21 protein-coding genes are annotated in these 25,512 nt (G+C 47.1%); 16 read left to right on the top strand and 5 right to left on the bottom strand.

Features of this window, described 5'->3' with window-relative positions:
• The first annotated feature begins 63 nt into the window (after positions 1-63).
• The 13 genes from AC5JBY_RS12330 to AC5JBY_RS12390 all read left to right on the top strand — a co-directional run bounded on the left by AC5JBY_RS12330 (position 64) and on the right by AC5JBY_RS12390 (position 16,294).
• Entirely contained in the window at positions 64-1,308 is a 1,245-nt protein-coding gene (locus tag AC5JBY_RS12330) for a T9SS type A sorting domain-containing protein (RefSeq protein ID WP_495904898.1), read from the top strand.
• Between the two features lie 354 nt (positions 1,309-1,662).
• Positions 1,663-5,145, top strand: coding sequence for a T9SS type A sorting domain-containing protein (locus tag AC5JBY_RS12335; protein ID WP_495904899.1), 3,483 nt, complete (start codon positions 1,663-1,665; stop codon positions 5,143-5,145).
• A gap of 185 nt (positions 5,146-5,330) precedes the next feature.
• Positions 5,331-5,894, top strand: a complete 564-nt coding sequence (locus AC5JBY_RS12340; protein ID WP_495904900.1) for a hypothetical protein — start codon at positions 5,331-5,333, stop codon at positions 5,892-5,894.
• A gap of 293 nt (positions 5,895-6,187) precedes the next feature.
• Complete coding sequence (locus AC5JBY_RS12345; RefSeq protein WP_495904901.1) at positions 6,188-7,072, top strand: prephenate dehydratase; 885 nt, start codon at positions 6,188-6,190, stop codon at positions 7,070-7,072.
• Between the two features lie 5 nt (positions 7,073-7,077).
• Complete coding sequence (locus tag AC5JBY_RS12350) at positions 7,078-8,259, top strand: pyridoxal phosphate-dependent aminotransferase (protein WP_495904902.1); 1,182 nt, start codon at positions 7,078-7,080, stop codon at positions 8,257-8,259.
• Between the two features lie 2 nt (positions 8,260-8,261).
• Positions 8,262-9,110, top strand: a complete 849-nt coding sequence (locus tag AC5JBY_RS12355; protein WP_495904903.1) for a prephenate dehydrogenase — start codon at positions 8,262-8,264, stop codon at positions 9,108-9,110.
• Positions 9,111-9,228: 118 nt separating this feature from the next.
• On the top strand, positions 9,229-10,920 hold the full coding sequence (locus AC5JBY_RS12360) for a DEAD/DEAH box helicase (protein WP_495904904.1): 1,692 nt from the start codon (positions 9,229-9,231) through the stop codon (positions 10,918-10,920).
• Between the two features lie 102 nt (positions 10,921-11,022).
• Complete coding sequence (locus AC5JBY_RS12365; protein ID WP_495904905.1) at positions 11,023-12,114, top strand: chorismate mutase; 1,092 nt, start codon at positions 11,023-11,025, stop codon at positions 12,112-12,114.
• Between the two features lie 90 nt (positions 12,115-12,204).
• The gene (gene tnpA, locus AC5JBY_RS12370) at positions 12,205-12,633 is read left to right on the top strand and encodes an IS200/IS605 family transposase (protein WP_495904906.1); all 429 of its coding nucleotides are present in this window, start codon (positions 12,205-12,207) and stop codon (positions 12,631-12,633) included.
• An 8-nt stretch (positions 12,634-12,641) separates the two neighbouring features.
• Positions 12,642-13,661: a 3-dehydroquinate synthase gene (gene aroB, locus AC5JBY_RS12375; RefSeq protein ID WP_495904907.1), complete on the top strand. Its 1,020-nt coding sequence runs from the start codon at positions 12,642-12,644 to the stop codon at positions 13,659-13,661.
• A complete protein-coding gene (gene aroA, locus AC5JBY_RS12380; RefSeq protein WP_495904908.1) occupies positions 13,658-14,968 on the top strand; it encodes a 3-phosphoshikimate 1-carboxyvinyltransferase in 1,311 nt (436 codons plus the stop codon). Before aroB ends, aroA begins: the two co-directional genes overlap by 4 nt.
• 2 nt (positions 14,969-14,970) lie before the next feature.
• Entirely contained in the window at positions 14,971-15,969 is a 999-nt protein-coding gene (locus AC5JBY_RS12385) for a chorismate synthase (protein ID WP_495904909.1), read from the top strand.
• A gap of 4 nt (positions 15,970-15,973) precedes the next feature.
• A complete protein-coding gene (locus tag AC5JBY_RS12390; protein ID WP_495904910.1) occupies positions 15,974-16,294 on the top strand; it encodes a DUF952 domain-containing protein in 321 nt (106 codons plus the stop codon).
• Here AC5JBY_RS12390 and AC5JBY_RS12395 read toward each other — a convergent pair.
• Positions 16,272-16,901, bottom strand: coding sequence for a hypothetical protein (locus AC5JBY_RS12395; protein ID WP_495904911.1), 630 nt, complete (start codon positions 16,899-16,901; stop codon positions 16,272-16,274). The two genes, AC5JBY_RS12390 and AC5JBY_RS12395, sit on opposite strands and share 23 nt — an antisense overlap.
• 10 nt (positions 16,902-16,911) lie before the next feature.
• Positions 16,912-17,601: a M15 family metallopeptidase gene (locus AC5JBY_RS12400; protein WP_495904912.1), complete on the bottom strand. Its 690-nt coding sequence runs from the start codon at positions 17,599-17,601 to the stop codon at positions 16,912-16,914.
• A 116-nt stretch (positions 17,602-17,717) separates the two neighbouring features.
• Between AC5JBY_RS12400 and AC5JBY_RS12405 the strand changes: the two genes are divergently transcribed.
• The 3 genes from AC5JBY_RS12405 (at position 17,718) to AC5JBY_RS12415 (ending at position 21,269) form a co-directional block, all read left to right on the top strand.
• The gene (locus AC5JBY_RS12405; protein ID WP_495904913.1) at positions 17,718-19,406 is read left to right on the top strand and encodes a L,D-transpeptidase family protein; all 1,689 of its coding nucleotides are present in this window, start codon (positions 17,718-17,720) and stop codon (positions 19,404-19,406) included.
• A gap of 18 nt (positions 19,407-19,424) precedes the next feature.
• Positions 19,425-19,865 (top strand): septal ring lytic transglycosylase RlpA family protein, encoded by a 441-nt coding sequence (locus AC5JBY_RS12410; RefSeq protein ID WP_495904914.1) that lies wholly within the window; start codon positions 19,425-19,427, stop codon positions 19,863-19,865.
• 63 nt (positions 19,866-19,928) lie between these two features.
• Positions 19,929-21,269, top strand: coding sequence for an OmpA family protein (locus tag AC5JBY_RS12415; protein WP_495904915.1), 1,341 nt, complete (start codon positions 19,929-19,931; stop codon positions 21,267-21,269).
• Here AC5JBY_RS12415 and AC5JBY_RS12420 read toward each other — a convergent pair.
• The 3 genes from AC5JBY_RS12420 to AC5JBY_RS12430 form a co-directional block, all read right to left on the bottom strand.
• A complete protein-coding gene (locus AC5JBY_RS12420) occupies positions 21,266-21,982 on the bottom strand; it encodes a pyridoxine 5'-phosphate synthase (RefSeq protein WP_495904916.1) in 717 nt (238 codons plus the stop codon). The genes AC5JBY_RS12415 and AC5JBY_RS12420 overlap by 4 nt on opposite strands.
• Before the next feature lie 69 nt (positions 21,983-22,051).
• Positions 22,052-22,471 (bottom strand): hypothetical protein, encoded by a 420-nt coding sequence (locus AC5JBY_RS12425; protein WP_495904917.1) that lies wholly within the window; start codon positions 22,469-22,471, stop codon positions 22,052-22,054.
• A 452-nt stretch (positions 22,472-22,923) separates the two neighbouring features.
• Positions 22,924-25,407 (bottom strand): TonB-dependent receptor, encoded by a 2,484-nt coding sequence (locus AC5JBY_RS12430; protein WP_495904918.1) that lies wholly within the window; start codon positions 25,405-25,407, stop codon positions 22,924-22,926.
• Between the last annotated feature and the right edge of the window lie 105 nt (positions 25,408-25,512).

The following is a 25,512-nucleotide window of genomic DNA, read 5'->3' on the forward strand; positions in this document are numbered from 1 at the left end:
GTTCTTTATCTACGAATATTTCGTACCTTTCTGTACATCATTCAACCAATTAAATACCGGTCTATGAAGTACAGAATTTTACTTGCCACTACAGCTTTGTTTACCATGCACTTCGCTTCCGCTCAACAGACAGCGAAGCAAGCGTATGCCATTACAGGTGCCACCAAAGGTTCTTTTGTGTGGACCGAGGTAAAGCTCATCGATCTCAGCACCGGTGAGGTAGTTCAATCCATCTATGATAACAAGCAAAGCAATACCAGTACAGTTACCAACGCTAGATCAGGTAAGGCAGTTACGCTGAAGGATGGTAGCGGTAATGTAGCCGTAGACAAACTTCCTTTCTCGACTTTCTCGGCTGCCTGTGCTTTCGACAAGCAACATAACCGTCTTTACTATACGCCCATGGCTGTACCAGAACTTCGGTACATCGACCTCGATTCCAAAACAGCTTCCATTGCCTATTTCGAAGGCGAGGCATTTGGCGTAGCCAAAGACCTGAAAGATGAAGGTAACCACATTACCCGCATGGCCATTGCAGTAGATGGTCAGGGATATGCGATCAGCAATGATGGCAATCACTTCATCAAGTTCACAACTGGCCGCAAGCCGGTGATCACTGACCTTGGACCTTTGAAAGATGATCCTGCCAATGGCAGCATCTCCATCCACACAAAACCCGCCAGCTGGGGTGGTGATATGGTAGCCGACGCATTGGGTAACCTCTATGTGATCTCTGCCAGCCGCTATGTATTTAAAATAGACATCAGCACACGGGTGGCTACTTTCGTGAAGGTCATCGATGGCATCCCTGCTACCTTTACTACCAATGGAGCAGCAGTAGTGGCCGATGATAAGTTGATCGTGAGCAGCGCCAACGTGGTGGAAGGCTATTACGAAGTGGATATGAGAGAGTGGAAAGGTTCTTTGCTGCCCAACAAGGGCAATGTGTTCAATGCTTCTGACCTGGCAAACGGCCAGTTGGCTTTTGAATCATCCAGAACAACCACCATTCCTGCATTCATTTCGCGCGAAGCATTGCGCAATGACAAGATAGCCTTGTATCCCAACCCGGTCGTTAAAGATATGTTCCGCGTAAGCTTCAACACCGAAGCCGGCAACTATAACATACAACTGGTTGATCTTTCCGGTCGCCTTGTTGTACAGAAGATCGTAAGCATCGGTTATGAAGGACAGGTAGCAGAAATAACCCTGCCCACTAAACTGTCCAAAGGCATGTACCTGGTAAAGGTGCTGGACAACTCCAAAAAGAAAGTATATGCCGATAAGCTGATGGTAGCGGCTGATTAACGGAAGCCAAAGCTTTAATCAATAATAGACCTGTCAGGTCTCTAAACGGAAAAAGGTGGGTCGCCCTCAAAGGGCGGCTCACCTTTTTTCATGTATACAGTTCATACCACCCCTTTACAATTCATCCATGGAAATACCGGTCTGTTTTTATAGATATTCAATTCACCCGCTTCGATAGTGTATAAAATATTTCCGCAATTATTTTCGCATCCTCAACACCCATGATCATCCCGGTATGATGTATACGAACATCATGTAGCCGGTATCCAATTCCTTTTACCAGTCATATTATGTATGTCACCAGCCGTTGCAGGCAGGTGAAGTGGATCTCTATTTTTTAAACTATATGTTTTTATGAAACAATTTATTACACTTTTGATGTTTGTGCTGATCGGTCAGACGGTTGCTTTTGCAGCAGCACCCACCGTACCCAGCAGCAACCTTACCTTTAAAGACATTGATGGCGCACGTTTCACCGGCAACTTCGAAGAAGGAAACGGTAACATGCGCATTGTAGTGATGAAAGAAGGGTCGGAAGTTACCGGCTTTCCGGTTAATGGGGTGGATTATGTGTCCAACAGTGATTTCGGAACGGCCGGCTCTGCATTTACGCAACCCGGTGAGTTCGTAGTAGCGGAAACAAGCGGAGAGGCCTTTACTGTAAATAAGCTGAAGCCCGGCACCAGGTATTATGTAGCCATATTTGAATACAATGGTACAGGCACTACTACTGAATACCTGATGTTATCACTTACCGGCAGCGAGATTACTGTAACAGCGCCTACTGCACAGGCCAGCTTTTTGCCAGCCACCAATGTTATCGGTAACAGCGTTACGATCAACTGGGCAAAAGGCAATGGCGATGGCCGGATAGTGATCGCCAGAAAAGGAGCACCTGTGAACGTAATACCAGCAGATCTTACTGCTTATTCACCAAGTTCGGATTTTGGTTCCGGTACTAAAATAGGTACGGACAACTATGTGGTATACAGGAATACAACCAATACAGCTGCTTTGGTTGTAAAGAACCTGGAACCCAACACTACTTATCATTTTGCCATTTTCGAATACAAAGGCAGTTCGTCGCCGGTACACTTGACGCCGGGCGCTACTTATACTGCCACTACGCATGCCGGACCCACGCAGGCGCCTACTTCTGCCACTTATAATTACGTAGAAGGAAATAGTTTACGGATCTCTGTTTCCGGAGGCAATGGTACCCGCCGCTTGTTTATTGTGAAAAAAGGAACTGCCGTTACCAAGGCGCCTGTTAATGGCACTACCTATACAGCCAATGCTGCCTTTGGTACGCCAGGCACTGAGATTGGAACAGATGAATATGTGGTAGCGGCTACTACCAACAACTATGTTGATATAACCAATCTTGAACCTAATACAACCTATCATTACCGGGTGTTTGAATATGATGTGGACGCAGCAGGTAACACCTGGTATCTTACCAACAGCTTTTTTACCAGGAGCACTTCCACAGCAACTACACCTACAACAGTGGTTTCAGAACTGCAAATGGTAAGTGTTTCCGGTAGCAGTGCAACGTTTAAATGGAAAAGCGGTAGTGGCAGTGGTCAATACCGGATGATCATGATCAAAGCAGGTGGCCCGGTAGATGCTACACCTGTCGACCTTAAGAAATACACTGGTCACACCAACTTTGGTGAAGGCGAAGTGGTAGCAGGCGACAACTATTGTCTCGTAGGCCTTATGAATGGAAGCCAGAACACTGCCAACAAACTGCAGGCAGGTGTAACCTATCATTTGGCTATTTACGAATTCAATGGCGATGATCACCCCGTTTATTCTGCTTCGGCTGCCAGGATTAGCTTTACAGTTCCGCTGGAGCCCACGGGTGCTTCCACAAATCCAGGTATGACTTTGCAGGATGGTCAGTCGTTCCGTTTCTCCTGGAGCAACGGTAACGGAGCTAAAAGAATAGTGATCGCTAAAAAAGGAAGTGTCGTTACTGCTACACCAACGGACCTGATTGATTACACAGCCAATAAGGAATTTCAACATGGCGAAGAGATCAAGCCCGGAGAATTCGTAGTACTCAACAGTTCAGCAACATTTGTTGAACTCGAAAACCTGGAAATTGGTGCTACCTATCATTTCGCCGTATTTGAATACAATGTAGGACAGGACGGTAAGCCGGATTACCTCACATCTTCTTTCCTGATCCATAATGCATCCACTGTCACCTGGCCAACCACGCAGCCGGTGATCAACAATGTGAGCAATATACAAGCGGCTCAGGCTACCATTAGTTATGCAAAAGGTAACGGAAGCACCAGGCTGTTTGTTATGAAGAAGGGCTCACCGGTGAGCGTTTTGCCACAAGATGCGGCAAAGTATAATTACAGCGGCACCTTTGGACATTCTTCCAGTCTGATCAGTGATGGCAATTACGTGGTGAATATGCCCACTAATGCATCAGGTACATTTAATGTCACCGGCCTGGAGCCCAATACGACTTATCATATAGCCGCTTTTGAATTTAATGGTGCTAATGAACCAGCTTATTTGAAAACTAATCCTCCTGTGACCAGCTTTACTACAGTTGATGTTCCGGGTGCTACAGTGCCTACTACTGCAGCTTCAAATCCTTCAACAGATAATGTGGATGGTAACAAGCTCACGCTGAAATGGAACAGTGGTAATGGTAACAGGCGTATTGTAGTGATGCGGGCAGGAAATGCAGTAACATTTGTACCTGTTGCAGGCACTTCCTATACACAAAATTCATCCTTTAGCAGTGGTGCTGACCTTGGTGATGGACAGTATGTTGTATATAACAATACAGGAGCTTCAGCAGACATTACCAATCTTCAACCTTCCACTACTTATCATTTTACGGTATTTGAGTTCAATGGGACCGGCACGCTGATCCGTTACCTTACTTCGGCAGTATTAGCTGGTACGGTTACAACAGCAATACCTCCGGCAACACCGGTCAGCAATGTCCAGGCTACACCCGGCGCTACCAGTCTTGCTATTACCTGGAACAGTGGCACAGGTAGTGGTCGTCTTGTAGTAATGAGGGAAGCAAATGCTGTACAGGCAACTCCTGCAGCGCTGAGCGTTTATCCTGCTAACTCGGTATTTAAAAGCGGCGTTCAAATTATTGCCGGCGAGTATGTAGTATTTGCAGGCAGTGGCAATGGTGTAACCGTAACAGGGCTGCAAGCCAATAAGACTTATCACTACAGCATTTTTGAATACAATGGCAGTACGGCTCCGGTTTACAATACTACTACAGTGGTGCGGGGATCGGCTACCATTTCCTCAACCTTGCCCATCAGCCTGCTTTATTTCAGAGCGAAAGACAACAATGGACAGGTATTACTCACCTGGGCTACAGCACAGGAAGTAAACAACGCCTTCTTCACGGTTGAACGCAGCCGGGATGGTGCAAGCTTTGAAGCGATCAAAACGATTGCCGGTGCAGGCAATAGCAACCATACCATTGAATACAGCTATGCCGATGCCCAGGCAGGCTCCGGAAAGAGCTGGTACCGCTTAAAACAAACAGACCTCGACGGACGGTTTACTTATTCCAACATTGCCACCATCGAGCAGGAAGCAACGGGCAAAGGAGTGAACATTTATCCGAATCCTGTACAGGGACGTTTCAAGGTCGAATGGACCGGTAATAGTAAGGATGGCATACTGTCGGCCTTTGATACAAGAGGCGTGTTGGTAAAACAACAGAAGATAACAGCAGGTCAATATATTAATAGCGTCGATTGGAAAGCAGGTACTTATTACCTGACTGTATATGCAGGCGGCAAACAATACAGCAGCGTGCTGATCAAACAATAAGGCACCATAAATTGTTGCAAGGTCCTTACAGGTGAAGCCCTGTAAGGACCTTTTTATTGACATACCGGGCTGGCATATTAATTTTAGGAAGCTTAAATTTAATATATCATTCCCCAATGCCCAATAAATCGTGAAAACCAATATAATTATTTGGAAACCCCCTGTCGGAAACTGTAAATTGTATCATGCACGAGATTGAACCATTTTATAACTGGCGTCATATTTACACCAGTGAGCAGGATGAGCGGTCGCCCTTCTTTGGGCGGGTGTATTCGGAATTTACCTTTACCCAGGCTATTTATAATTACCTGATACATCCCCAATGGGATGACTTTGGTTCCCGTACCCTGTACCTGAAAGTGTTGATGGCCGACTACGAAGAACATTATGCTATTATTGAACTGATCGGGGAGTGGAACGATGCTATCGAGAACGACATTATGGAATTGAAACGGGAGGTAACCGACCCCTTCTTCTCTATGGGCATCACCAAATTCATTTTGATCGGTGAGAACATATTGAACTTTCACAGTGGCGATAAAGATTATTACCAGGAGTGGTTTGAAGAGGTAACCGATGAAAACGGATGGGTGGTGATCCTGAACATGCCTGAGCAGACACAATACGATTTTAAAAGAGCCAAACTGAACCGCTATGTAGAGCTCATGCAGCTGGATAATTGGCGCACCTACAAGCCTTTTCACCTCTTTAAAAAGATTGACGAAGAGATTCAAAAAAGGCTGGATTAACGACTGGGAGCGGGTTTCAGGGTTAAAAGGGCAGGTTGGCCATCGTAATTGGCCCCTAAAAAAAGAATTTTGTTTTTCACAATTACTGATTATTTTTGGGTCCATGTTAAAGGCGAAAGCATACCGTTATTTTTACTTTTATTTTTACTTCTACTTTACAAGTAGGCCGGGAATGCTTTTGTTGACAACGAAATAGAACAAGTAAAATCAACATAAGGATCCCGGCCAAAAGGCCGGGATTTTTTTTGCCCTGCGGTACTGTCTATCAGTGCAGTAGGCTTTAAAAACAACCGATGGAACATCAGCGTCAATTAGATCCCTTACAGAGTAGCTCTTCACCCAAAGCGGCAGGAAAAGGTATTCGGGTATCGATACAAGGCTACGAAGGCAGTTTTCACCAGGTAGCAGCACAACAGTTTTTCGGCGCAGCAGTAGAAGTGATACCCTGTGCCACCTTTCGCGAGGTAATAAAGATTGCAGCCAATAAGAAAGAGAGCGAAGGAGGGGTGATGGCCATCGAGAATTCCATCGCCGGCAGCATCCTGCCCAACTACAACCTGCTGCAGAAAAGCAACCTTACCATCATTGGAGAAATATACCTGCCCATCAAGCAGCAACTGCTGGTAAATCCGGGCGTCAAACTGGAAGATATACGCGAAGTACATTCCCATCACATGGCCATTCAGCAATGCCTGGAGTTCCTGGACAAGTACGACTGGAAGCTGGTGGAAACAGAAGATACCGCCCTTAGTGCCAAACACCTGCATCAGCATAGAAGTAAGCATACTGCAGCTATTGCCAGCAAGCTGGCGGCAGACCTGTTCGAGCTCGAAGTATTAGCGCCGAACATCCATACTATGAAAAGCAACTACACCCGCTTCCTGGTGTTGCAACCCGAAGGCGTAGCACAACCGGTAGCAGATGCCAACAAAGCCTCTGTTAACTTCCACACCGATCACTCACGTGGCAGCTTGGCAAAGGTGCTTTCAAAGATCGCAGAGGGAGGTATCAACCTGAGTAAGCTGCAAAGCATGCCGATCCCCGGCAGCGATTTTCTCTACAGCTTTCATGCAGACATGGAGTTTGATACAGTACAACAGTTTGAAGAAGTGATTAAGAATATCAGACCCATTACGGCAGAATTAAAGATTTACGGCGCATACAAAAACGGCAAATAAGCTTTATGAATATAGCTACTTCAAAAAGGTTAGAAGGTATCGGCGAATACTATTTCTCACAAAAGCTGCGGGAGATAGATGAGCTGAACAAACAGGGCAAGCAAATAATCAACTTGGGGATTGGTAGTCCTGATCTGCCTCCGCATCCGGATGTGATCAAAACCCTGCAGGAAGAAAGCGCTAAAACCAATGTACATGCTTACCAAAACTACAAAGGCTCACCAGTGTTGCGCAAGGCGGTGGCTGATTGGTACGGCAAGTGGTACGGAGTATCGCTGAACCCTGATACCGAGATACTGCCCCTCATCGGCAGCAAGGAAGGCATTATGCACATTTGCATGACCTACCTCAATGAAGGAGATAAAGTACTGGTGCCTAATCCTGGTTACCCCACCTATAGAAGTGCTGTGAAGTTGGCTGGTGGTGAATGTGTGGACTATGAGCTGAAAGAAACCAATAACTGGTTCCCTGATTTTGAAGCATTGGATGCATTGGTAAGCAAAGGCGGTTTCAAACTGATGTGGGTTAACTACCCGCAGATGCCTACCGGTCAGTTGCCCAATCGCAGCCTGTTTGAAAAGCTGGTAGCCTTTGGAAAAAAACACAACATCCTGATCTGTCACGATAACCCTTATAGCTTTATCCTGAATGAAACACCTGCCAGTTTACTGAGTGTGGAAGGAGCTAAGGAAGTAGCGATCGAGTTGAACTCATTGAGCAAATCACAGAATATGGCTGGCTGGCGTATCGGCACTTTGTGCGGCGCCAAAGAACGTATCGATGAAGTGTTGCGGTTCAAGAGCAATATGGACAGCGGTATGTTCCTACCGGCACAACTGGCAGCAGCCAAAGCATTGGGATTAGGCAAAGAGTGGTACGATAGCGTGAATGTAGTATATGCAGCCCGTAGGAAGAAAGTGTTTGAATTGCTGGACCTGTTGGAGTGCGTGTACGATAAAAGCCAGGCCGGAATGTTTGTATGGGCGAAGATACCTGCCGGTTATAAGAATGGTTTTGCACTGAGCGATGAAATACTGTACAACGCCAATGTGTTCATCACACCCGGTGGAATCTTTGGCAGTGCGGGAGATCAATACATCAGGGTGAGTCTGTGCAGTCCGGAAGAGAAGCTGACCGACAGTATAAAACGGGTAAATGAATTATTCCTACAGGTAAAAGACAAATAGAGATGTTCAATACGGTTACAATAGTCGGCGTGGGTTTGATCAGCGGCTCCTTCAGCCTCGCACTCAAAGAAAAAGGACTGGTAAAAAAGGTGATCGGTGTAAGCCGCACCGCCGCCAGTGCACAAAAAGCGCTGGACCTGGGATTGATCGATGAGGTGCTGCCCCTGGAGCAGGCCGTGGTCCAAAGCGACCTGATCTATGTGGCCATTCCGGTAGATGTGACCATTCCGGTCATGAAACAGGTGATGGACTTGGTGACCGACAAGCAGATCGTGGCCGACGCAGGGTCTACCAAACATGCCCTTTGCGAAGCCCTGAACGACCACCCCATGCGGAAACGCTTTGTCGCAACCCACCCCATGTGGGGTACCGAATACAGCGGGCCCGAAGCCGCCGTGCGGGACGCCTTTGTGGGCCGGGCCTGTGTGATCTGTGAAAAAGAGAAAAGCGACCCGGCAGCCGTAGAAAAGGTAGAAGCGGTTTATAAGGCCCTGGGCATGCACATGACCTACATGGATGCCAACGGCCACGACATGCACGCAGCCTATATTAGTCATATTTCACATATAACATCTTTTGCCCTTGCCAACACTGTTTTGGAGAAAGAAAGGGAAGATGACGCCATTTTTGAGCTGGCAGGCGGCGGTTTTGAGAGCACGGTGCGGTTGGCCAAAAGTAACCCGGCCATGTGGGTACCGATCTTCATGCAGAACCGGGAAAACGTGCTGGACGTGCTGAACGAGCACATCAGCCAGCTGCGGAAATTCAAGAGTTGTCTGGAGAAAGAGAACTACGCGTACCTGCAGGAATTGATAGAAAATGCTAATAAGATTAAAAGGATCATAAAATAAGGATGAATACTGGTACCCAGGGGTCTGCAAACATTAAGTATATGTTATTTCAGCATCATAATGAATGGATTAGGCCAAGGCGGGCAATAGTAGTACCTTTGCGCAAATTTTAATTGATATGATGACTTTTGCAGAGTTGGGTTTGGATGCGAAACTGGTACAGGCTACCGACGCATTAGGCTTTGTAAACCCGACCCCTATACAGGAAAAGGCGATTCCTGTTCTTTTAAGTGGCACGAAAGACCTCGTGGGTCTGGCCCAGACTGGTACCGGTAAAACAGCCGCATTCGGACTGCCTCTGCTGCACCTGCTCGATGAAAAACAAAAGCACCCCCAGGCGTTGGTGGTTTGCCCCACGCGGGAGCTTTGTTTGCAGATTGTGAATGAAGTAGAACAGTTTAAGAAGTTTATGCCCGGAATGTTTGTAGCGGCCGTATATGGCGGCACATCCATCGGACAACAGATACGGGACCTGAAAAGAGGTGTTCAGATCGTAGTGGCAACTCCCGGCAGATTGATCGACCTGATTGAACGCAAAGCGATCAATTTAGAACAAATTAAATATGTGGTGCTGGATGAGGCGGATGAAATGTTGAACATGGGCTTTAAGGATGATATTGAATTCATCCTCCAGAACACCCCCAACCGTGAAAGCACCTGGTTGTTCAGTGCGACCATGCCACCGGAAATACGCCGGATCAGCAAGAAGTACCTGAAAGAGCCAGTGGAAATAACCGTAGGTAAAACCAACACGGCCAATAAGAACATCGATCACCAGTATTTCGTAACCAGTGCGCAGCACCGTTACCAGACCCTGAAAAGACTGATCGATTTCAATCCGGGTATTTATGGCATCATTTTTACCCGTACCAAGGCCGATGCGCAGGATATAGCTGAGAAGCTGACGCGCGAAGGTTACGATATCGACGCATTACATGGCGACCTCACACAGCAGCAACGTGACAAAGTGATGGGCGAGTTCAGGGAGAAGACCTTACAGCTCTTAATAGCTACCGACGTAGCAGCCAGGGGTATCGACGTACAGGGTATCACCCATGTGATCAACTATGAGTTGCCCGATGATGTGGAAGTATACACACACCGTAGCGGTCGTACCGGCCGCGCTGGTAACACCGGTGTTTGTATGTCGATCATCCACATCCGTGAGATGGGTAAGATGCGCCATATCCAAAGCATCGTACAGGCGCCTTTCCATAAGATGGATATCCCCGGCGGAAAGGACGTTTGCCGCAAGCAGTTCTTCCACTTCATGGATAAGCTGTTGCAAACCGATATCAGCCATGGTGACTATGAAAGCTATGTGCCGATGTTGGAAGAAAAGTTTGCCGATGTAAGCAAAGAAGAAGTGCTGAAGCGCGTAGCAGCGATGGAGTTCGACAGGTTCCTGAAGTATTATGAAAATGCGGAAGACCTGAACATATACGAACAGCGCAGAGAGCGTTTCGATCGCAGCGCTGGTGGAGACAGAAGAGGTGGTGACCGTGAAAGGATTGCTGGTCGTGACACAAGAGGCAGGCAGTATGGCGCTGGCAACGGCGGCGGTGGAGATTACGCCCGTCTGTTTGTGAACCTGGGTACCAAAGATGGTTTTTACAAAGCCAGCTTCCTCCAGTTTATCCTCGACATGAGCGACCTGCGTAAGGAAGTGCTCGGAAGGATCGATATGAAGGAAATGAACAGCTGGATCGAGATCGATAAAAGAGCGGCCAAGCAAATGATAGCGGCCATCGACGGAAAGAACTATAAGGGAAGAAGGATCAGGATGAATGACGCTGATAGCAGGCGTTAGTTGACAGGTTGAATTGTTGACAGGTTGGAAAGAGTAAACACAACCTGAATCTCAGCCTTCCCTGTCAACCAATCAACTTATCAACTTATTAACTAATAATATATGCAAGCAATCGACACCAACAACATGAAGGAACTTGTGCAAAGCAAGTGGAATAAACGCCCTTTGATCATCTCTGGGCCCTGCAGTGCAGAAACTGAAGAGCAGGTATTAGAAACAGCCCAAAGACTGGCCAGCACGGGTAAGGTAGACCTGCTGCGTGCAGGTATCTGGAAGCCCCGTACAAGACCCGGTAGCTTTGAAGGCATCGGTACCAAGGGTTTGCCCTGGATGCAGAAGGCGAGGAAGTTGACAGGTTTGCCAGTGACTGTGGAAGTGGCTACCGGCAAGCAGGTAGAAGATGCGCTGCACTTTGATGTTGACGTACTGTGGATTGGTGCACGTACTACCGTGAACCCCTTCAGCGTACAGGAAGTGGCCGATGCTTTGCGTGGTGCAGATGTTCCCGTGCTGATCAAGAACCCCATCAACCCCGACCTCGAACTGTGGATCGGCGCCGTTGAAAGGGTGGCGAAAGCTGGTATCAAAAACATTGGATTAATTCACCGTGGCTTCAGCGCTTACGGCAACACAGAATACCGCAATGCCCCCATGTGGCACCTGGCAATTGAAATGAAAAGACGTAATCCCGGTATGCTGATGATCAACGATCCTTCACATATCTGTGGCCGTCGCGATATCCTGCTCGATGTAGCACAAAAAGCCATTGACCTCGACATGGACGGATTGATCATTGAAAGTCACATCGATCCGGACAATGCCTGGAGCGATGCCAAACAACAGATCACTCCTGAGCGCCTGGCTGAAATGCTCGACACCATCGTTTGGCGTAAAGAAGACAGCAGCTCTGAAGAATTCCACGTGGCCCTCGAAAAACTGCGCCAGCAGATCAACCACCTCGATGACGAGCTGATGCAGATATTGGGTCAGCGTATGAAGATTGCAGAAAAGATCGGAGAATACAAGAAGAACAACGAGATCACCATCCTGCAAACCAACCGTTGGAACGAGATCCTCGAAAGGGCATTCAAGAAAGGCGACAAGTTGGGACTTTCCAAAGAATTTATCACCAAGTACTTTGATGCCGTGCACATGGAAAGTATCAACCACCAGAACAAGATCATGAACTCCTAATGATACAGCTGTCAGCCTGAGCTTGTCGAAGGCTACTTTGATAAACCCAGGCTGACAGCTTCGATTTTCGCTCTTAGAAACGATACACACATGATAGGTAACCAGAACAAAGTTTATCTGTTTATCCATATTATCTGGAGCGTAAAAGACAGTGAGCCACTGCTCACAAAACCCATCCGTGCCATCTTGTTTTCCCAACTGCAGAAACGTGCCGGAGAAAAAGGCATCAACGTACTGGCGGTAAATGGAGTAGAAGATCATGTACACGTACTGTTGCAACTGCACCCTGCGCAAAACCTCTCGCAGGTAGTGAAAAGCATTCGCACGGATGCTGCGGACTGGCTCAATGAAACCAAGCTCATTGCCAGCCCCTTTCAATGGGAAGAATCTTATGCGGCTCTGTCTGTGAACCCCAGCACCATTAAACAGGTGACGGATTTCTTAGGTAGGCAGGAAGAGTACCATAAGACAAAGACCCTTGAAAGCGAACTCGAAGTGTTTGATAAGATACAGCTATAAGAATTTCCATGCAGAAGAAAACGTATCAGTTCACCGCCAAAAAAGTAGATTACTATTTCGATGCCGACTTCGCCTGGCTGGAGAAGCTCATTGATAAAGAATATACAGTAGTGGTTACGGACGAGAACATCTTCCGTGCCCAGGCCAAAAAGTTCAAAGGCTGGAAGACGATCGTCCTGAAGCCCGGCGAAGAACACAAAGTACAGGCAACCGCTAATTACGTCATAGAACAATTGATTGCATTGGGTGCCGATCGCAAAACCACCTTGATTGGTGTTGGCGGTGGCGTTATTACTGACCTCACCGGTTATGTGGGCGCTGTCTACATGCGTGGTCTGCGTACAGGCTTTGTGCCCACTACGATATTGGCGATGGTAGATGCCTCCATTGGTGGAAAGAATGGTATCGATGTAGGCATTTATAAAAACCTTGTGGGCACTATCCGTCAACCGGATTTCCTATTGTACGATTACAGCATCCTCAAATCCCTGCCTGAACACGAGTGGATCAATGGCTTTGCCGAGATCATCAAACACAGTTGCATTAAAGACGCTCCTTTGTTTAGAGAGCTGGAAAAGAACAAGTTAAAGTATTACCAAAAAGATAAAGCAGCGTTGAGCAAGCTCATCCGTCGCAATGCGGTGATCAAATCAACGGTAGTAGAAGAAGATGAATTCGAACAGGGGGAACGCCGCTTGCTGAACTTTGGGCACACGCTGGGACATGCCATAGAAAACATGTATGCTTTGTCACATGGACAGGCCATTTCCATCGGAATGGTAGCTGCCTGCCAGATATCAGCCCAGTTAACAGGGTTCAAAGACAGTGAGAAAGTAAGCAAGGTGCTGGCTCAGTATGGACTGCCTGTACACACAAACTTCGACAGAAAGAAAGCATTCGACATATTGAAGATGGACAAGAAACGGGAAAAGAAAGACATGAACTATGTGCTGCTCGATAAGATAGGAAAAGGAGTAGTGAAGTCCATCCCGATGACGCAGTTAGAACAAATTATTTCAAACTTATGATTGCAACAATTCAGCCATCCGGTATAAAGGGCACTATACAGGCGCCCACTTCCAAAAGCTCTATGCAAAGAGCCTGTGCAGCAGCTTTGCTGACCAAAGGAGTTACCATTATTAAGAATCCTGGCAATTCCAACGACGACAGAGCGGCCCTCGGTGTTATCCGCGGACTGGGCGCCTATGTAGAGCAATTGCCCGATGGATCATTGAAGATCACAAGCAATGGTGTAAACCCCGATGCTGGTGAAGTGAACTGTGGTGAAAGCGGTCTGGGTATCCGTATGTTTACCCCGCTGGTAGCTTTAAGCAACAAAACAATTACCATCAATGGCGAGGGTAGCCTGCTTACCCGTCCCATGGATTTCTTTGATACAGTGTTGCCGCAACTGGGCGTGGAGATTGAATCCAACAAAGGAAAACTGCCACTGAAAGTGAAAGGCCCGTTGAAGCCCACAGCCATTGAAGTAGATGGTTCTTTAAGCTCTCAATTCCTCACCGGCCTGTTGTTTGCCTATGCGGCATCCGGCGCCAGTGATATTGCCCTGACAGTAAACGACCTGAAGAGCAAGCCATATATAGATCTCACCCTCCAGGTGATGAAACACTTTGGCTGGGATGTAGAGAACAGGGATTATAAAGAATTCTATTTCCCGGAAGCGGTAGTAGACCAGGCATCTGCCCAGGCTACAAAAACTTCTTCTACAGAATATACAGTAGAAGGTGATTGGAGTGGCGGAGCCTTTCTGCTGGTAGCGGGCGCTGTTGCAGGCCCTATCACCGTGAAAGGGTTGGATGTGTTCTCTACACAGGCCGATAAAGCTATTCTGCAAGCGTTGATGAGCAGCGATGCAAAAGTGTCTGTAGAAGCAAACCAGATAGAAATAGGACCGGGCAAATTGAAAGCTTTCCATTTCAACGCCACCGAATGCCCTGACTTGTTTCCTCCGCTGGTAGCCCTCGCTGCTTATTGCGAAGGCAAGACAGTGATTGAAGGAGCTACAAGGCTCACGCATAAAGAAAGCAACCGTGCCCTGACGCTCCAACAGGAGTTTGGTAAAATGGGCATTCAGATAGACCTGCAGGACGACCTGATGATCATTCATGGCGGCACTGGCGTGAAAGGTGCGCTGACACATTCTCACCACGATCATCGCATCGCAATGGCTTGTGCAGTAGCAGGCTTAAAAGCAGTGGGCGCTACAACGATCGAAGAGGCCCATGCTATCAATAAATCCTATCCTGATTTTTATCAGCATATTCAACAATTGGGTGCTGCGGTACAGATTAAAGAATCACTTCAACAAATCTAAGGATGAACAGTTTTGGCAGAATATTCAAGGTTACCATCTTTGGTGAATCACATGGCGAAAGTGTAGGCATTAACATCGATGGCTGCCCTGCCGGTCTTCCATTGACCGTAGAAGACTTTATGCCCGATATCGAGCGGCGTAAAGGCGGTACGCAGAAAGGAACGACACCGCGTAAAGAAGATGATATTCCTATCTTTAAATCAGGCGTATTCAATAATAAGACAACAGGGGCGCCAATTACGATCCTGTTCGAGAATAAGAACACCCGTTCCGGCGATTACGAAAAGCAGCGCTCTGTACCGCGCCCGGGGCATGCAGACTTTGTAGCACACCAGAAGTTTGGCGGTTTTGAAGACTTCAGAGGCGGTGGTCACTTCAGCGGCCGGTTGACGGTTTGCCTGGTGGCTGCCGGTGTTATTGCCAAAAAGCTGATGGCTATCCAGCAAAGCGAAGTAAAAGCATCCATATTGGAGATAGGCGGTGAAGCCGATCTGGAGAAAGGATTGCAAAAAGCGATCGATGCCAAAGACACCATTGGGGGTATCGTAGAATGCCGGGTAAATGGCTTGCCCATTGGCCTGGGAGAACCTTTCTTTGATTCAGTGGAGTCTGTATTAGGCCACGCCGTATTTGCGATCCCTGCTGTAAAAGGCATTGAATTTGGAACAGGCTTCGCGGCTGCCCGTATGTTTGGCAGTCAGCACAATGATGCTATTGAGGACAATACGGGTAAGACACGTACCAACCATGCCGGTGGAGTAGTAGGGGGCATTACCAACAACAATGAGCTGGTATTCCGCATTGCTGTTAAGCCTACCTCTTCAACACCGAAAGAACAGGTAACCCTCAATTGGGAAACCGGTGAGCAGGAGACTTTTTCAGTAAAAGGACGTCATGATCTTTGTATCGCTTTGCGTGTGCCGGTGGTGCTGGAAGCTGTGACAGCGGTGGTTATGACAGACCTGTATATGCTGCAGCAACACATCAAAAGAGTTCTGTAATACAATGCCAACAATCTACCACATTACCACGCAAGCCGAATGGGAAACCGCTTCCCGCACAGGCGCCTATGAAGCACCATCCCTGAAAGACGAAGGCTTTATCCACTGTTCTCAGGCAGAGCAGATAGCTGGTGTATTGGAACGCTATTTTAAAGGACAAACAAACCTTGTTAAGTTGGTGATCGACACCGATAAACTAACCAGCCGGTTCATCTACGAATGGTCGCCTTCCACAGCTGATACATTCCCGCATGTATATGGGCCTATCAATACGGATGCTGTGGTAAACGTTGAGCCTATTGCTAAGGAAGATACTGCTCTTTAATGGCGGTTACCACATTATTGCGATCTAATAAAACGATATAAGGTCGTTCATCATTCATCCGGATGCGTAACTCATGTAATGGGCTCTTCTTTAACCGCATGGCTGATTTACCAAGTACTACAGTGTAGCAGCTGACATTTTTGTCGACAGCCAGTTTACGGATACGCTTATTCTCATTCAGTATATACACATCGCTCAACACAGAATAAACAGTATCACCCTTATCGTCAAGGGTTGCTATCGCATCGTTGTATTTCTTTGCTACTTCAACAGCTTTGTCGCCATAGTAGAGTTGAATATAATCGGCGTCTATATACAGCGTCCCATTTTCCTCATATAGTTTCTTAATAGTGCAAAACTGTAAGGAGTCGGAAGCTGCAGGAGGTGTCACTGGTTCTGTGACCGAGTCAGGATAGATTTGATTATGGGCTAACATTTCAGCAGTATCGGCAGCAGTCAAAGAAGCTGCGGAAGTATTATCATCCGGTATATGATTTTGTACTGTTGTAGTGTCTCCTGATCCATTAGTGGGAGTTGTTGTGTCGTTGCTGTTACAAGCTGGTAATAGGATGATTAAAATTGCAAATAGGGTAAGGGATGTCTTCATATTGAATAGCTTATCTGTTGGATTCTTTTCTTAGCAAGTTAAAAGGGATATTCAGCACCTCATAATCTTTGTTGTTGGGCCAATAATAATGCCACCATTCCGTTTCAAGAGGGGCAAAACCATGCTTGTGCATGATATTCCTCAGCAATTGGCGGTTCTTAAGTACCGCCTCCGGCAAACCGGTAAAGTTTTGATGCGCAGTGTCCGTAAAGTTGTCGAATCCGGTGCCCATATCCAGTTCTTTGCCTGTTTTTTGATCGACGATGGTAAGATCTACAGCCAATCCCCGGTTATGTCCCGATCCTTTGGACGGGTTGGCCACATAACGCTCATCTTGTACCAGCTCCCAAAAGCTTACCGTAACAGCATAAGGGCGGTAAGCATCGAATATTTTCAGACCATATCCCTGGCTATTAAGTTCCCGTTGTACGGCTGCCAGTGCCTGGGCTGCGGGCGCCCGCAGAAATGTGTGGCGGGGCGGAGGTGTGTACATCCGGCTGTGCATGAAGTTATTGGTAGTGGCATAGCGCAGGTCGTAGCGGATAAGAGGGCTTAGGCTTTGCAATTCAACCATCTTTTTAGACGAATCGGCCAGTATTTGTGCCCGGTAAGCAGGTAGATTATCCGTAAATGCCACCCCGTAGCGTTTTAAGTCAGTTTCCTGTGCATCAAGCGTCTCCGGATGGAAAAAAATTAACATGAACAATAGTAAAATATTACACTGATGTGCTATTTTGTATATCATTGCAACTGGTTGATGCTTAAATCCATCTCTTGAAAGATACTAACTTTTTGCACTGATAATTAACTCAAACAATGAATAAAAGTACGTATGCGGGTCTGATGGGTGGGTGTTTGTCAACTTGCTTACTCTTCCTGTTCGCCTGTAATATGGCTACCGTAAAACCGCCGGAAAAAGACATTGTAGAGCAGCCAGAAAAGTTTGAAGTCCGGGTGAGCGATAATATCAAAACAGCCCTTACTTTCATTTTGGACAATAAGGGACGGCTTAGTGATACCGTTCTGTTGGCCAATGATTCTCTCGTTAACAGCCTGTACGAAAAAGAAAACTATCAACCACTGTGGTGTGCTAAAGAAAGCTGGTCACCACTCGGAGATTCCCTGTATGCGTTCATTGAGCGTTCCAAAGAATATGGTTTGTTTCCTTCCGATTATCATCTGCGGGCGATAGCAGGTATCCGCACAAAGATTGCCACCGATTCCGTAGCGCGTAGAGATGCTGCTCTATGGTCGCGTGCCGACCTGATGTTAACGGATGCTTTCTTTCTTACTGCCCGTCACCTCAGGCTGGGACACCTCGAAAGAGACAGTCTTACCATGCGCAATGACTCAGCAGTAAACAATGATTTCTATACGCAGGTATTTCACCTGGCACGTCATAACAACAGTGTTACGGCAGCTTTTCACGACCTGGAGCCTAAACATGCTGCTTATGATTCACTGAAAATGGGGTTAAGGTTTTTCCTCGACTCCATTCAAACCTTTCGCCGGTATACATACATCAAGTATCCCAATAAAGATTCAGCGTCGTTGTACAATGCGTTGCAGCGCCGTTTGTTTGAAGAAGATATACTCCCTTCAGCTACTGCACCTGTAGATACCGCTGCATGGCGGCAGGCTTTCGTTACGTATCAGCAAGGGAAAGGATTAAAGCCTACCGGAAAGGTTAATGAGAATACGGTCAACAACCTCAACAATACCGATTGGGAGAAGTTCAAGCGGATCTCTATTACCCTTGATCGTTATAAGATGTTGCCTGATACCCTGCCCCTTACTTATGTATGGGTGAATATACCTGCCTACAGCATGCAGGTAATGAATATGGATACGATGGTGATGGAGTCGAGGGTTATTGTGGGGCTGCCTAAAACAAGAACACCATTGCTTACTTCCAATATTACCAATTTTATCGTATACCCGCAATGGACGGTTCCTTACAGCATTATCTTTAAAGAAATGCTGCCCCAGATACAAAAGAACGTTGAATACCTCAATAAGCAGAACCTGATGGTGGTGGATAAAAATGATAGCATCATCGATCCCTATACCATCGATTGGAAAAAGCTCAGCAAGAACTATTTCCCTTATCTCCTGAAACAACGCCAGGGCGATGATAACTCTTTAGGAGTACTGAAATTCAATTTTGCCAACAAGTACAGCGTATACCTCCACGATACCAACGCCCGGTGGTTATTTGCCCGGGGCAGCAGGGCTTTGAGCCACGGTTGCGTACGCGTGAAGGATTTTATGAAACTGGCCGATTTTCTGGTACGTGACGATACACTTAAATACCACCCTGATACGTTAAGGAACTGGATCAAACGGCAGGAGAAACACGTAGTTTCCAATTTTCACCGGGTGCCGATCTTTATCCGTTACTTCTCCTGTGAAGGAAAGAACGGTAAGCTAAAGATTTATGACGATGTTTACGCAGAGGATAAGGTGTTGAGAGAGCGGTATTTTGCCGACAAATCCATCCTATAAATAATCCCATTGTTTGCTATGACGAAACGCATACTGTATGCTTTATTGCTTACCGGAGCGCCGGTAATAGCGATGGCGCAGGACCATAAGGACAGTATTGCCCTGACTAAAAAAAGGAATGTGGCAAGAGTTCAATATGGCGTTGCCAGCTATTACCACAACAAATTTGAAGGACGTAAAACCGCTAATGGAGAGATATTTACGCAAAAAGGAATGACGGCAGCAAGTAATACCCATCCGCTCAACTGTTGGGTAAGGGTAATCAATAGCCGAAATAAGAAGAGTGTTATAGTACGTATTACGGACAGAATGCATCCCAAAAACCCCCGGTTGATTGATCTAAGTCGTTCTGCAGCAGCCAAACTCGGCTATACCGGACGGGGATTAACACGCGTAAAAGTAGAATACCTGGGTCGGCAAAAACCAGCCAGTGAAAGCGTTGCTGAAGATAATAAATAATTTCTTCATTTAATTGGTACCCGCTACATTTGTCTTCATTAGCGAACCAAACTGCACGGTTTTATGAAGAAAATCTTAGGTCTTGTGCTGACCTTAACGCTGATGCACACGATTGCGTTTAGCCAGGATGAAGATTACATACAAAATCCAACATTCGGCGTTCACTTCATTTTTAATGACTTCAAATCTGCCCAGGCCATACGTTCTACTTCACTGGGCGCAGCATTACGTAATAAGCAATTCGGCAAGATAAAGGAAATGTCTCCGGGCCTTGCTGTCAACTACCTTCATGGTCTTTCACCTCATTTCGACTTTTCGGGTATGCTTACAGGATCGTTCCTCGACTACATTTACCAGGATGGTACCAGTTCGGGTAAGGATCACCTTTTGATGGAGCTGGATGCTTCTATCCGGGGCAAAATGTTCAGCAATAAATATGTAGTATCCCCTTATTTCCAGGTGGGTATCGGCGGCTCCAAATACAAAGGATATTGGGGCGCCTTCATACCCGTTGGGTTAGGCATGCAGGTAAACCTTTTCGATGAAGCATTCATGCTCATCAACACACAATACCGTGTTCCCGTTACCCCAATCACCAACTACCATTTTATGCACAGCATTGGTTTGGCAGGAGTAATAGGAAAGCGGAAAACAACACCTAAGCCAGCTCCACCACCACCATTGCCACAGCCGCCACCGGATGCCGATGGAGATGGTATCGTTGATAGCCTGGATGCCTGCCCACACGTAAAGGGACTTGCCCAGTTCAATGGTTGTCCGGATACTGATGGCGATGGTATCGCCGATAAAGACGATAAATGTCCCAACGAAAAAGGGCTGCAGCGCTATCAGGGCTGTCCCATTCCCGATACGGATGGCGACGGTGTAAATGATGAAGAAGATAAATGCCCTTCGGTAAAAGGCGTTGCCCGCTACCAGGGCTGTCCGGTGCCCGACCGCGATAAGGATGGCGTAAATGATGAAGAAGATAAGTGCCCTGACCTGCCAGGTGTAGCAGCCAACAATGGCTGTCCGGAGGTAACTGCCGAAGTGAAGAAACGTATTGATGTAGCAGCCCGGAATATTTTCTTCGCTACGGGAAGTGCCACCTTGTTAGCTAAATCTAACAAATCACTGGACGATGTGGCTAAACTGGTAAACGAAGATGCCAACCTGAAACTGGACATAGAAGGTCATACCGACAATACCGGTAAACCTGCCAGCAACCAGACATTGAGTGAAAAACGCGCAAAGGCAGTATACGATTACCTGGTTAAGAAAGGCGTAAATGCCGATCGCCTCAAATCAGCAGGCTTTGGGCAGGACCAACCCGTTGCCGACAACAAAACAGCTAAAGGTCGCACTGCCAACAGAAGGGTAGAGTTGAAGTTGCACTACGATTAACCCAGTTGTCGCTTATACAACTGGATCGTATTCTCATAACCCAGGTACAGGGCGTCGCTGATCAGCGCGTGGCCAATGGATACTTCCAGCAGGCCAGGAGTATTTTGAGCGAAATAAGCAAGGTTCTTGAGGTCCAGGTCGTGTCCGGCATTGATGCCCAACCCCAGTTCATTGGCCCTGATAGCTGCAGCCCTGTAAGGCGCTACGGCCTTTTCTTTATCGGCGAGGAACTCACGGGCATACCCCTCTGTATATAATTCGATGCGGTCGGTGCCGGTTTCGGCAGCCCCATTTACCATTTCTACTACGGGGTCCACGAAAATGGATACCCTGATACCGGCAGCTTTGAATATTTGTATGGTCTCCCGCAGGTAGACGGCATGAGTGATGGTATCCCAACCATGATCGGAAGTCAATTGTCCTTCGGCATCAGGCACCAGCGTTACCTGGTGGGGCTTTACTTCCAGCACAAGGTCGATGAACTTTTGCTCGCGGCAGTTCCCCTCGATATTAAACTCGGTTGTAATGATCTTTTTAATATCCCGAACGTCCTGGTAACGAATATGCCTTTCGTCGGGCCTGGGATGCACCGTTACACCATCAGCACCGAAGAGTTGAGCATCTACGGCTGCTTTTACTACATCAGGATTGTTGCCGCCGCGGCTGTTGCGCAAGGTGGCAATCTTATTTATGTTCACGCTTAACTTGGTCATGCCCAAAATTAATGAAAAGAGGCCACCCCGTAATGCGGGACGGCCTCTTGTTCAGGGCGCAGGGAGTTGCTAATGCGCTAAGTTTTCTTTGGTTACGTTCGTACTGAATAAGAGTTTTCCTTCGTTGTCGATCAGGTCCAGATGATAAGTTCCTGCTGATAAAGCAGTAATATCGTTGATGCTGGTTACATTGGTACCTTTTACCAGGAACCAGCTAAACATCTTTATAATGTGCCCTTCGTTGTCGTACATCCGTACGATGGTGTGCCTGCTCTGTTCACTGGTAACATCCAGTGTCATGGCTGTAAAAAAGGAGTTAGGGCGTATCAAAACTTTTGTAATCACTGTATTCTTTTTTTCCGTGTTAGCATTGGTTTGGGCATCGTTCACCGGTGCTGTCTGTTGTAAAAGGCGGCTCAACTGACGTTGAATAGCCAACTGCTGCTCTGCTTTCTGCGCTTCTGTACCGGTGTTGATAGTGTGCTTCACTGGAAAAAGGATTTGTGCCATACATTACCAACCAGATGCCGGTTTTGGCACGGGCTGAAAATCAGCCGCTTAAGGGAAAGCCAACCATGCCATTTGTCCCACCATGGGAATTAAAATCGTGCTTTTGGGAATAGAACAGACCCTGGGGTCACAATATGAGTAGGAATACGGAAGCTTTTGCAGCTATTTGCGTATTTTTTGCAGAGAATTATAGGTAGGATTTGTGCAATTTTTGGTGTAAATTCAAATTCATTCATCCACCGCCACTCCAGTCCCCACGGAGCCAACAAAAGGTTAGCAAAATCACCCAAAGTTATAGAGCTATTATAGAGGAGTTATAGAGGTCTTATAGAGGAGTTATAGAGGGTTTACTCCGTAGATGCTCCATAGATACCACATAGGTAGTAGTAGGTTCATGTATTGACCCTTCCTCATCCCTCGCTGCCTTTCTCCTAAAACCTTGCAATCAGCTTCAAATTCAGCAGGCGGGGCGTAAGCCGGTTGGGCATGGCAAAAGTAGAATTGGAGAAATCCTTGATCAGGAGATAAGAAATGGTGTTGTCCCGATCGATGAGGTTGAAGACTTCCAGCGTAGCCCAGATGTTCTCAAAATTGCGGAAAGGACTATGACTCCTGCGGTTGCTTTTCTCGCTGTCGAGCAGCAAAGCGCTGAAGCCCATATCTATCCGCATATAAGGCTCTATCACCAGGGCGTTGCGGTACTTAACACTGTTGGGAATATTGTAAGGCAGGTTGCTGCCATACAGGAAGTTCAGGTATACTTTAAAGTTCTTGTTGGTAGAGAGATAATCCTGAAGGAACATGCCAAACGTCAACAGCCGGTCTGTAGGACGGCGCAGCCAGCCACCTTCTTTCAGGGTACTGTCGATCGGATTATTCAAAGAGTCCAACTTATAATCGTAATAAGTGTCTTTATCAAGGTCTTCGCGGCTGCGCATAAACCCAATGCTTATCCAGCTTTCAGCATCCTTCACCAACTCGCCAAACAAGCGCATTTCCAATCCGGTAGCATAAGCCTTTGCCCGGTTCTCTCCAAAGTAACGCAGGCGAACATTATCGATGTCATAAGGCACCACATCGCGCATGTTCTTATAATAAGCCTCCGCGGTGAAGCGGAAGGGGCGTGCACCATATTGGAAGTTATAATCCAGTCCACCCGTTATCTGCCAGCTTTTTTGCGCTTTCAGTGCTGTATTGACAGTACCATCATACCGGCGTAACTCACGATAGAAGGGCGGCTGGTTGTAAATACCGATGGCGCCACGAAACACCATATCCTGTTTCCAGTGAGCAGGCTTCCAGGAGAAACCAACCCGTGGTGAAACAAGAAACTCTTTGTTAAGCGTATTGTAATTATAACGTACACCTGCCTGTAAGGTAAAGCCGGTAGAATCGTTGAAAATGATATTGTCCTGGATATAACCGGTCAGCCGGGTGATATCGATATCAGCCCTTGACTTGATTACCTTATTCAGCTCGAACATATCGGGGTTATAAGGCAGGTTATAACCAGCAGAATCCTGGTATTCCCATTCATGCAGCTTGTCATCGATTGTTTGTCGTTCTATGCTTTGGCCCCATTGAATGTAATGCTTACCCTTGTCGAGCGTTCCTTTATGAGAAGCATTCCAGATGCCGATATTCAGTTTATTACGGGCAAACGTCTGGTACAGACCCGCACCCAGCGGGTTCACGATCAGACCGAAATCAGGTTTGCCCTTATCAAAAGAGCGTTCACCAAATAAGTAAGCGCCGGTAATATCCAACGATTCACGCTCATCATTCTCAAAACGGCTTACCATCCATTTCAGGCGCAGGTTCTTTCTGGGTTGTTGTATCCAGGAAAGGCCCAGCATATTGGTGCGGTACTTGTCTTCCTCACGGCCATCGAAATAAATATCCAGGCCAAGGTTGGCACTGAAGAAAGGTGAGAAAACAGACGTGGTAAGCTGACTGAACTCCGGTACCAGGGTAAACTTCGTTTGCGATAAGTTGCCCAGTAACTCCAGTGAGTTGCGGCTGTTGATCTGGTAAGTAAGTAAAGCCTGCAGGTCGGCGGAAGAAGGCACATAATTACCTTTTGTTTCCTGGCTGCTCAGCAGGTTGCGGTTACTGCGGTTACGCACACCTACCAGGAAGCTGAACTTATTGTTGCGGCTGGTCCCTTCAAGGTGTAAACCCTGTTCCAGTAATCCGATATACGCCGATCCGCCAAACTGCCGGGGTTTCTTGTATTGGATGTCCAGTACGGATGACATTTTATCGCCATACCGGGCCTGGAAGCCGCCATTGTAGAAGTTGACATTCCGAGCCATCTCAGGATTGATAAAACTGAGGCCTTCCTGCTGACCACTGCGTACGAGATAAGGGCGGAAGACTTCAAAATCGTTTACATAGATCAGGTTCTCGTCATAGTTACCGCCGCGTACAGAATACTGGGAGGTAAGCTCGTTGTTGGAACCTACAAATACTTTGATGAGACTTTCAATGCCACCGGTTGGAGAGGGGATATTGATCGCATTCTTTGGGTTGAGCACGATAAGGCCGGCTTCCCGTCGTTGCCGCTGGTCCGTTACCACTACGGAGTCCAGTTGGCGGGCGCCTCTTTCCAGGCGCACGACGATATATTCCTCCTCCTGCTCATTCAGCAGGAAGCTACGTTGTTCAGTCTTATAACCGGTATAGGAAAAAACGATGGCGAAAGCTTTGTCCACAGGCGCCTGCAACCGGAAAGTGCCGGAATCGGAGGTGGCTACCCCTGTGCGGCGGCCGAGGATGGCGACCGATACTTTTGCAATAGGCTGTTCATTCTCATCCACCACTTTACCCGACACATAGGCCGGTTTCTTTTGGGCAACGGCAGTCAAAGACAGGCAGGCGAGGAAGCAGCAAAGTAGTAAAGGTGTAACTCTCAACCGGTCAGATTTTAATGCTGTCGAAATTAGTTGAATTTGTGATAAGGCTAAAACAGAAAAATCCATTATTTATTTTATTTTGGCAGCTAAAACCCAGGCCATTAC

Source organism: Paraflavitalea sp., assembly GCF_059502485.1.

What these genes read in the sequence shown, in the direction of transcription:
- AC5JBY_RS12330 (WP_495904898.1), top strand. Translation starts at nt 64, where the DNA reads ATGAAGTACAGAATTTTACTTGCCACTACAGCTTTGTTTACCATGCAC.
- AC5JBY_RS12335 (WP_495904899.1), top strand. Translation starts at nt 1,663, where the DNA reads ATGAAACAATTTATTACACTTTTGATGTTTGTGCTGATCGGTCAGACG.
- AC5JBY_RS12340 (WP_495904900.1), top strand. Translation starts at nt 5,331, where the DNA reads ATGCACGAGATTGAACCATTTTATAACTGGCGTCATATTTACACCAGT.
- AC5JBY_RS12345 (WP_495904901.1), top strand. Translation starts at nt 6,188, where the DNA reads ATGGAACATCAGCGTCAATTAGATCCCTTACAGAGTAGCTCTTCACCC.
- AC5JBY_RS12350 (WP_495904902.1), top strand. Translation starts at nt 7,078, where the DNA reads ATGAATATAGCTACTTCAAAAAGGTTAGAAGGTATCGGCGAATACTAT.
- AC5JBY_RS12355 (WP_495904903.1), top strand. Translation starts at nt 8,262, where the DNA reads ATGTTCAATACGGTTACAATAGTCGGCGTGGGTTTGATCAGCGGCTCC.
- AC5JBY_RS12360 (WP_495904904.1), top strand. Translation starts at nt 9,229, where the DNA reads ATGATGACTTTTGCAGAGTTGGGTTTGGATGCGAAACTGGTACAGGCT.
- AC5JBY_RS12365 (WP_495904905.1), top strand. Translation starts at nt 11,023, where the DNA reads ATGCAAGCAATCGACACCAACAACATGAAGGAACTTGTGCAAAGCAAG.
- tnpA (WP_495904906.1), top strand. Translation starts at nt 12,205, where the DNA reads ATGATAGGTAACCAGAACAAAGTTTATCTGTTTATCCATATTATCTGG.
- aroB (WP_495904907.1), top strand. Translation starts at nt 12,642, where the DNA reads ATGCAGAAGAAAACGTATCAGTTCACCGCCAAAAAAGTAGATTACTAT.
- aroA (WP_495904908.1), top strand. Translation starts at nt 13,658, where the DNA reads ATGATTGCAACAATTCAGCCATCCGGTATAAAGGGCACTATACAGGCG.
- AC5JBY_RS12385 (WP_495904909.1), top strand. Translation starts at nt 14,971, where the DNA reads ATGAACAGTTTTGGCAGAATATTCAAGGTTACCATCTTTGGTGAATCA.
- AC5JBY_RS12390 (WP_495904910.1), top strand. Translation starts at nt 15,974, where the DNA reads ATGCCAACAATCTACCACATTACCACGCAAGCCGAATGGGAAACCGCT.
- AC5JBY_RS12395 (WP_495904911.1), bottom strand. Translation starts at nt 16,901, where the DNA reads ATGAAGACATCCCTTACCCTATTTGCAATTTTAATCATCCTATTACCA.
- AC5JBY_RS12400 (WP_495904912.1), bottom strand. Translation starts at nt 17,601, where the DNA reads ATGTTAATTTTTTTCCATCCGGAGACGCTTGATGCACAGGAAACTGAC.
- AC5JBY_RS12405 (WP_495904913.1), top strand. Translation starts at nt 17,718, where the DNA reads ATGAATAAAAGTACGTATGCGGGTCTGATGGGTGGGTGTTTGTCAACT.
- AC5JBY_RS12410 (WP_495904914.1), top strand. Translation starts at nt 19,425, where the DNA reads ATGACGAAACGCATACTGTATGCTTTATTGCTTACCGGAGCGCCGGTA.
- AC5JBY_RS12415 (WP_495904915.1), top strand. Translation starts at nt 19,929, where the DNA reads ATGAAGAAAATCTTAGGTCTTGTGCTGACCTTAACGCTGATGCACACG.
- AC5JBY_RS12420 (WP_495904916.1), bottom strand. Translation starts at nt 21,982, where the DNA reads ATGACCAAGTTAAGCGTGAACATAAATAAGATTGCCACCTTGCGCAAC.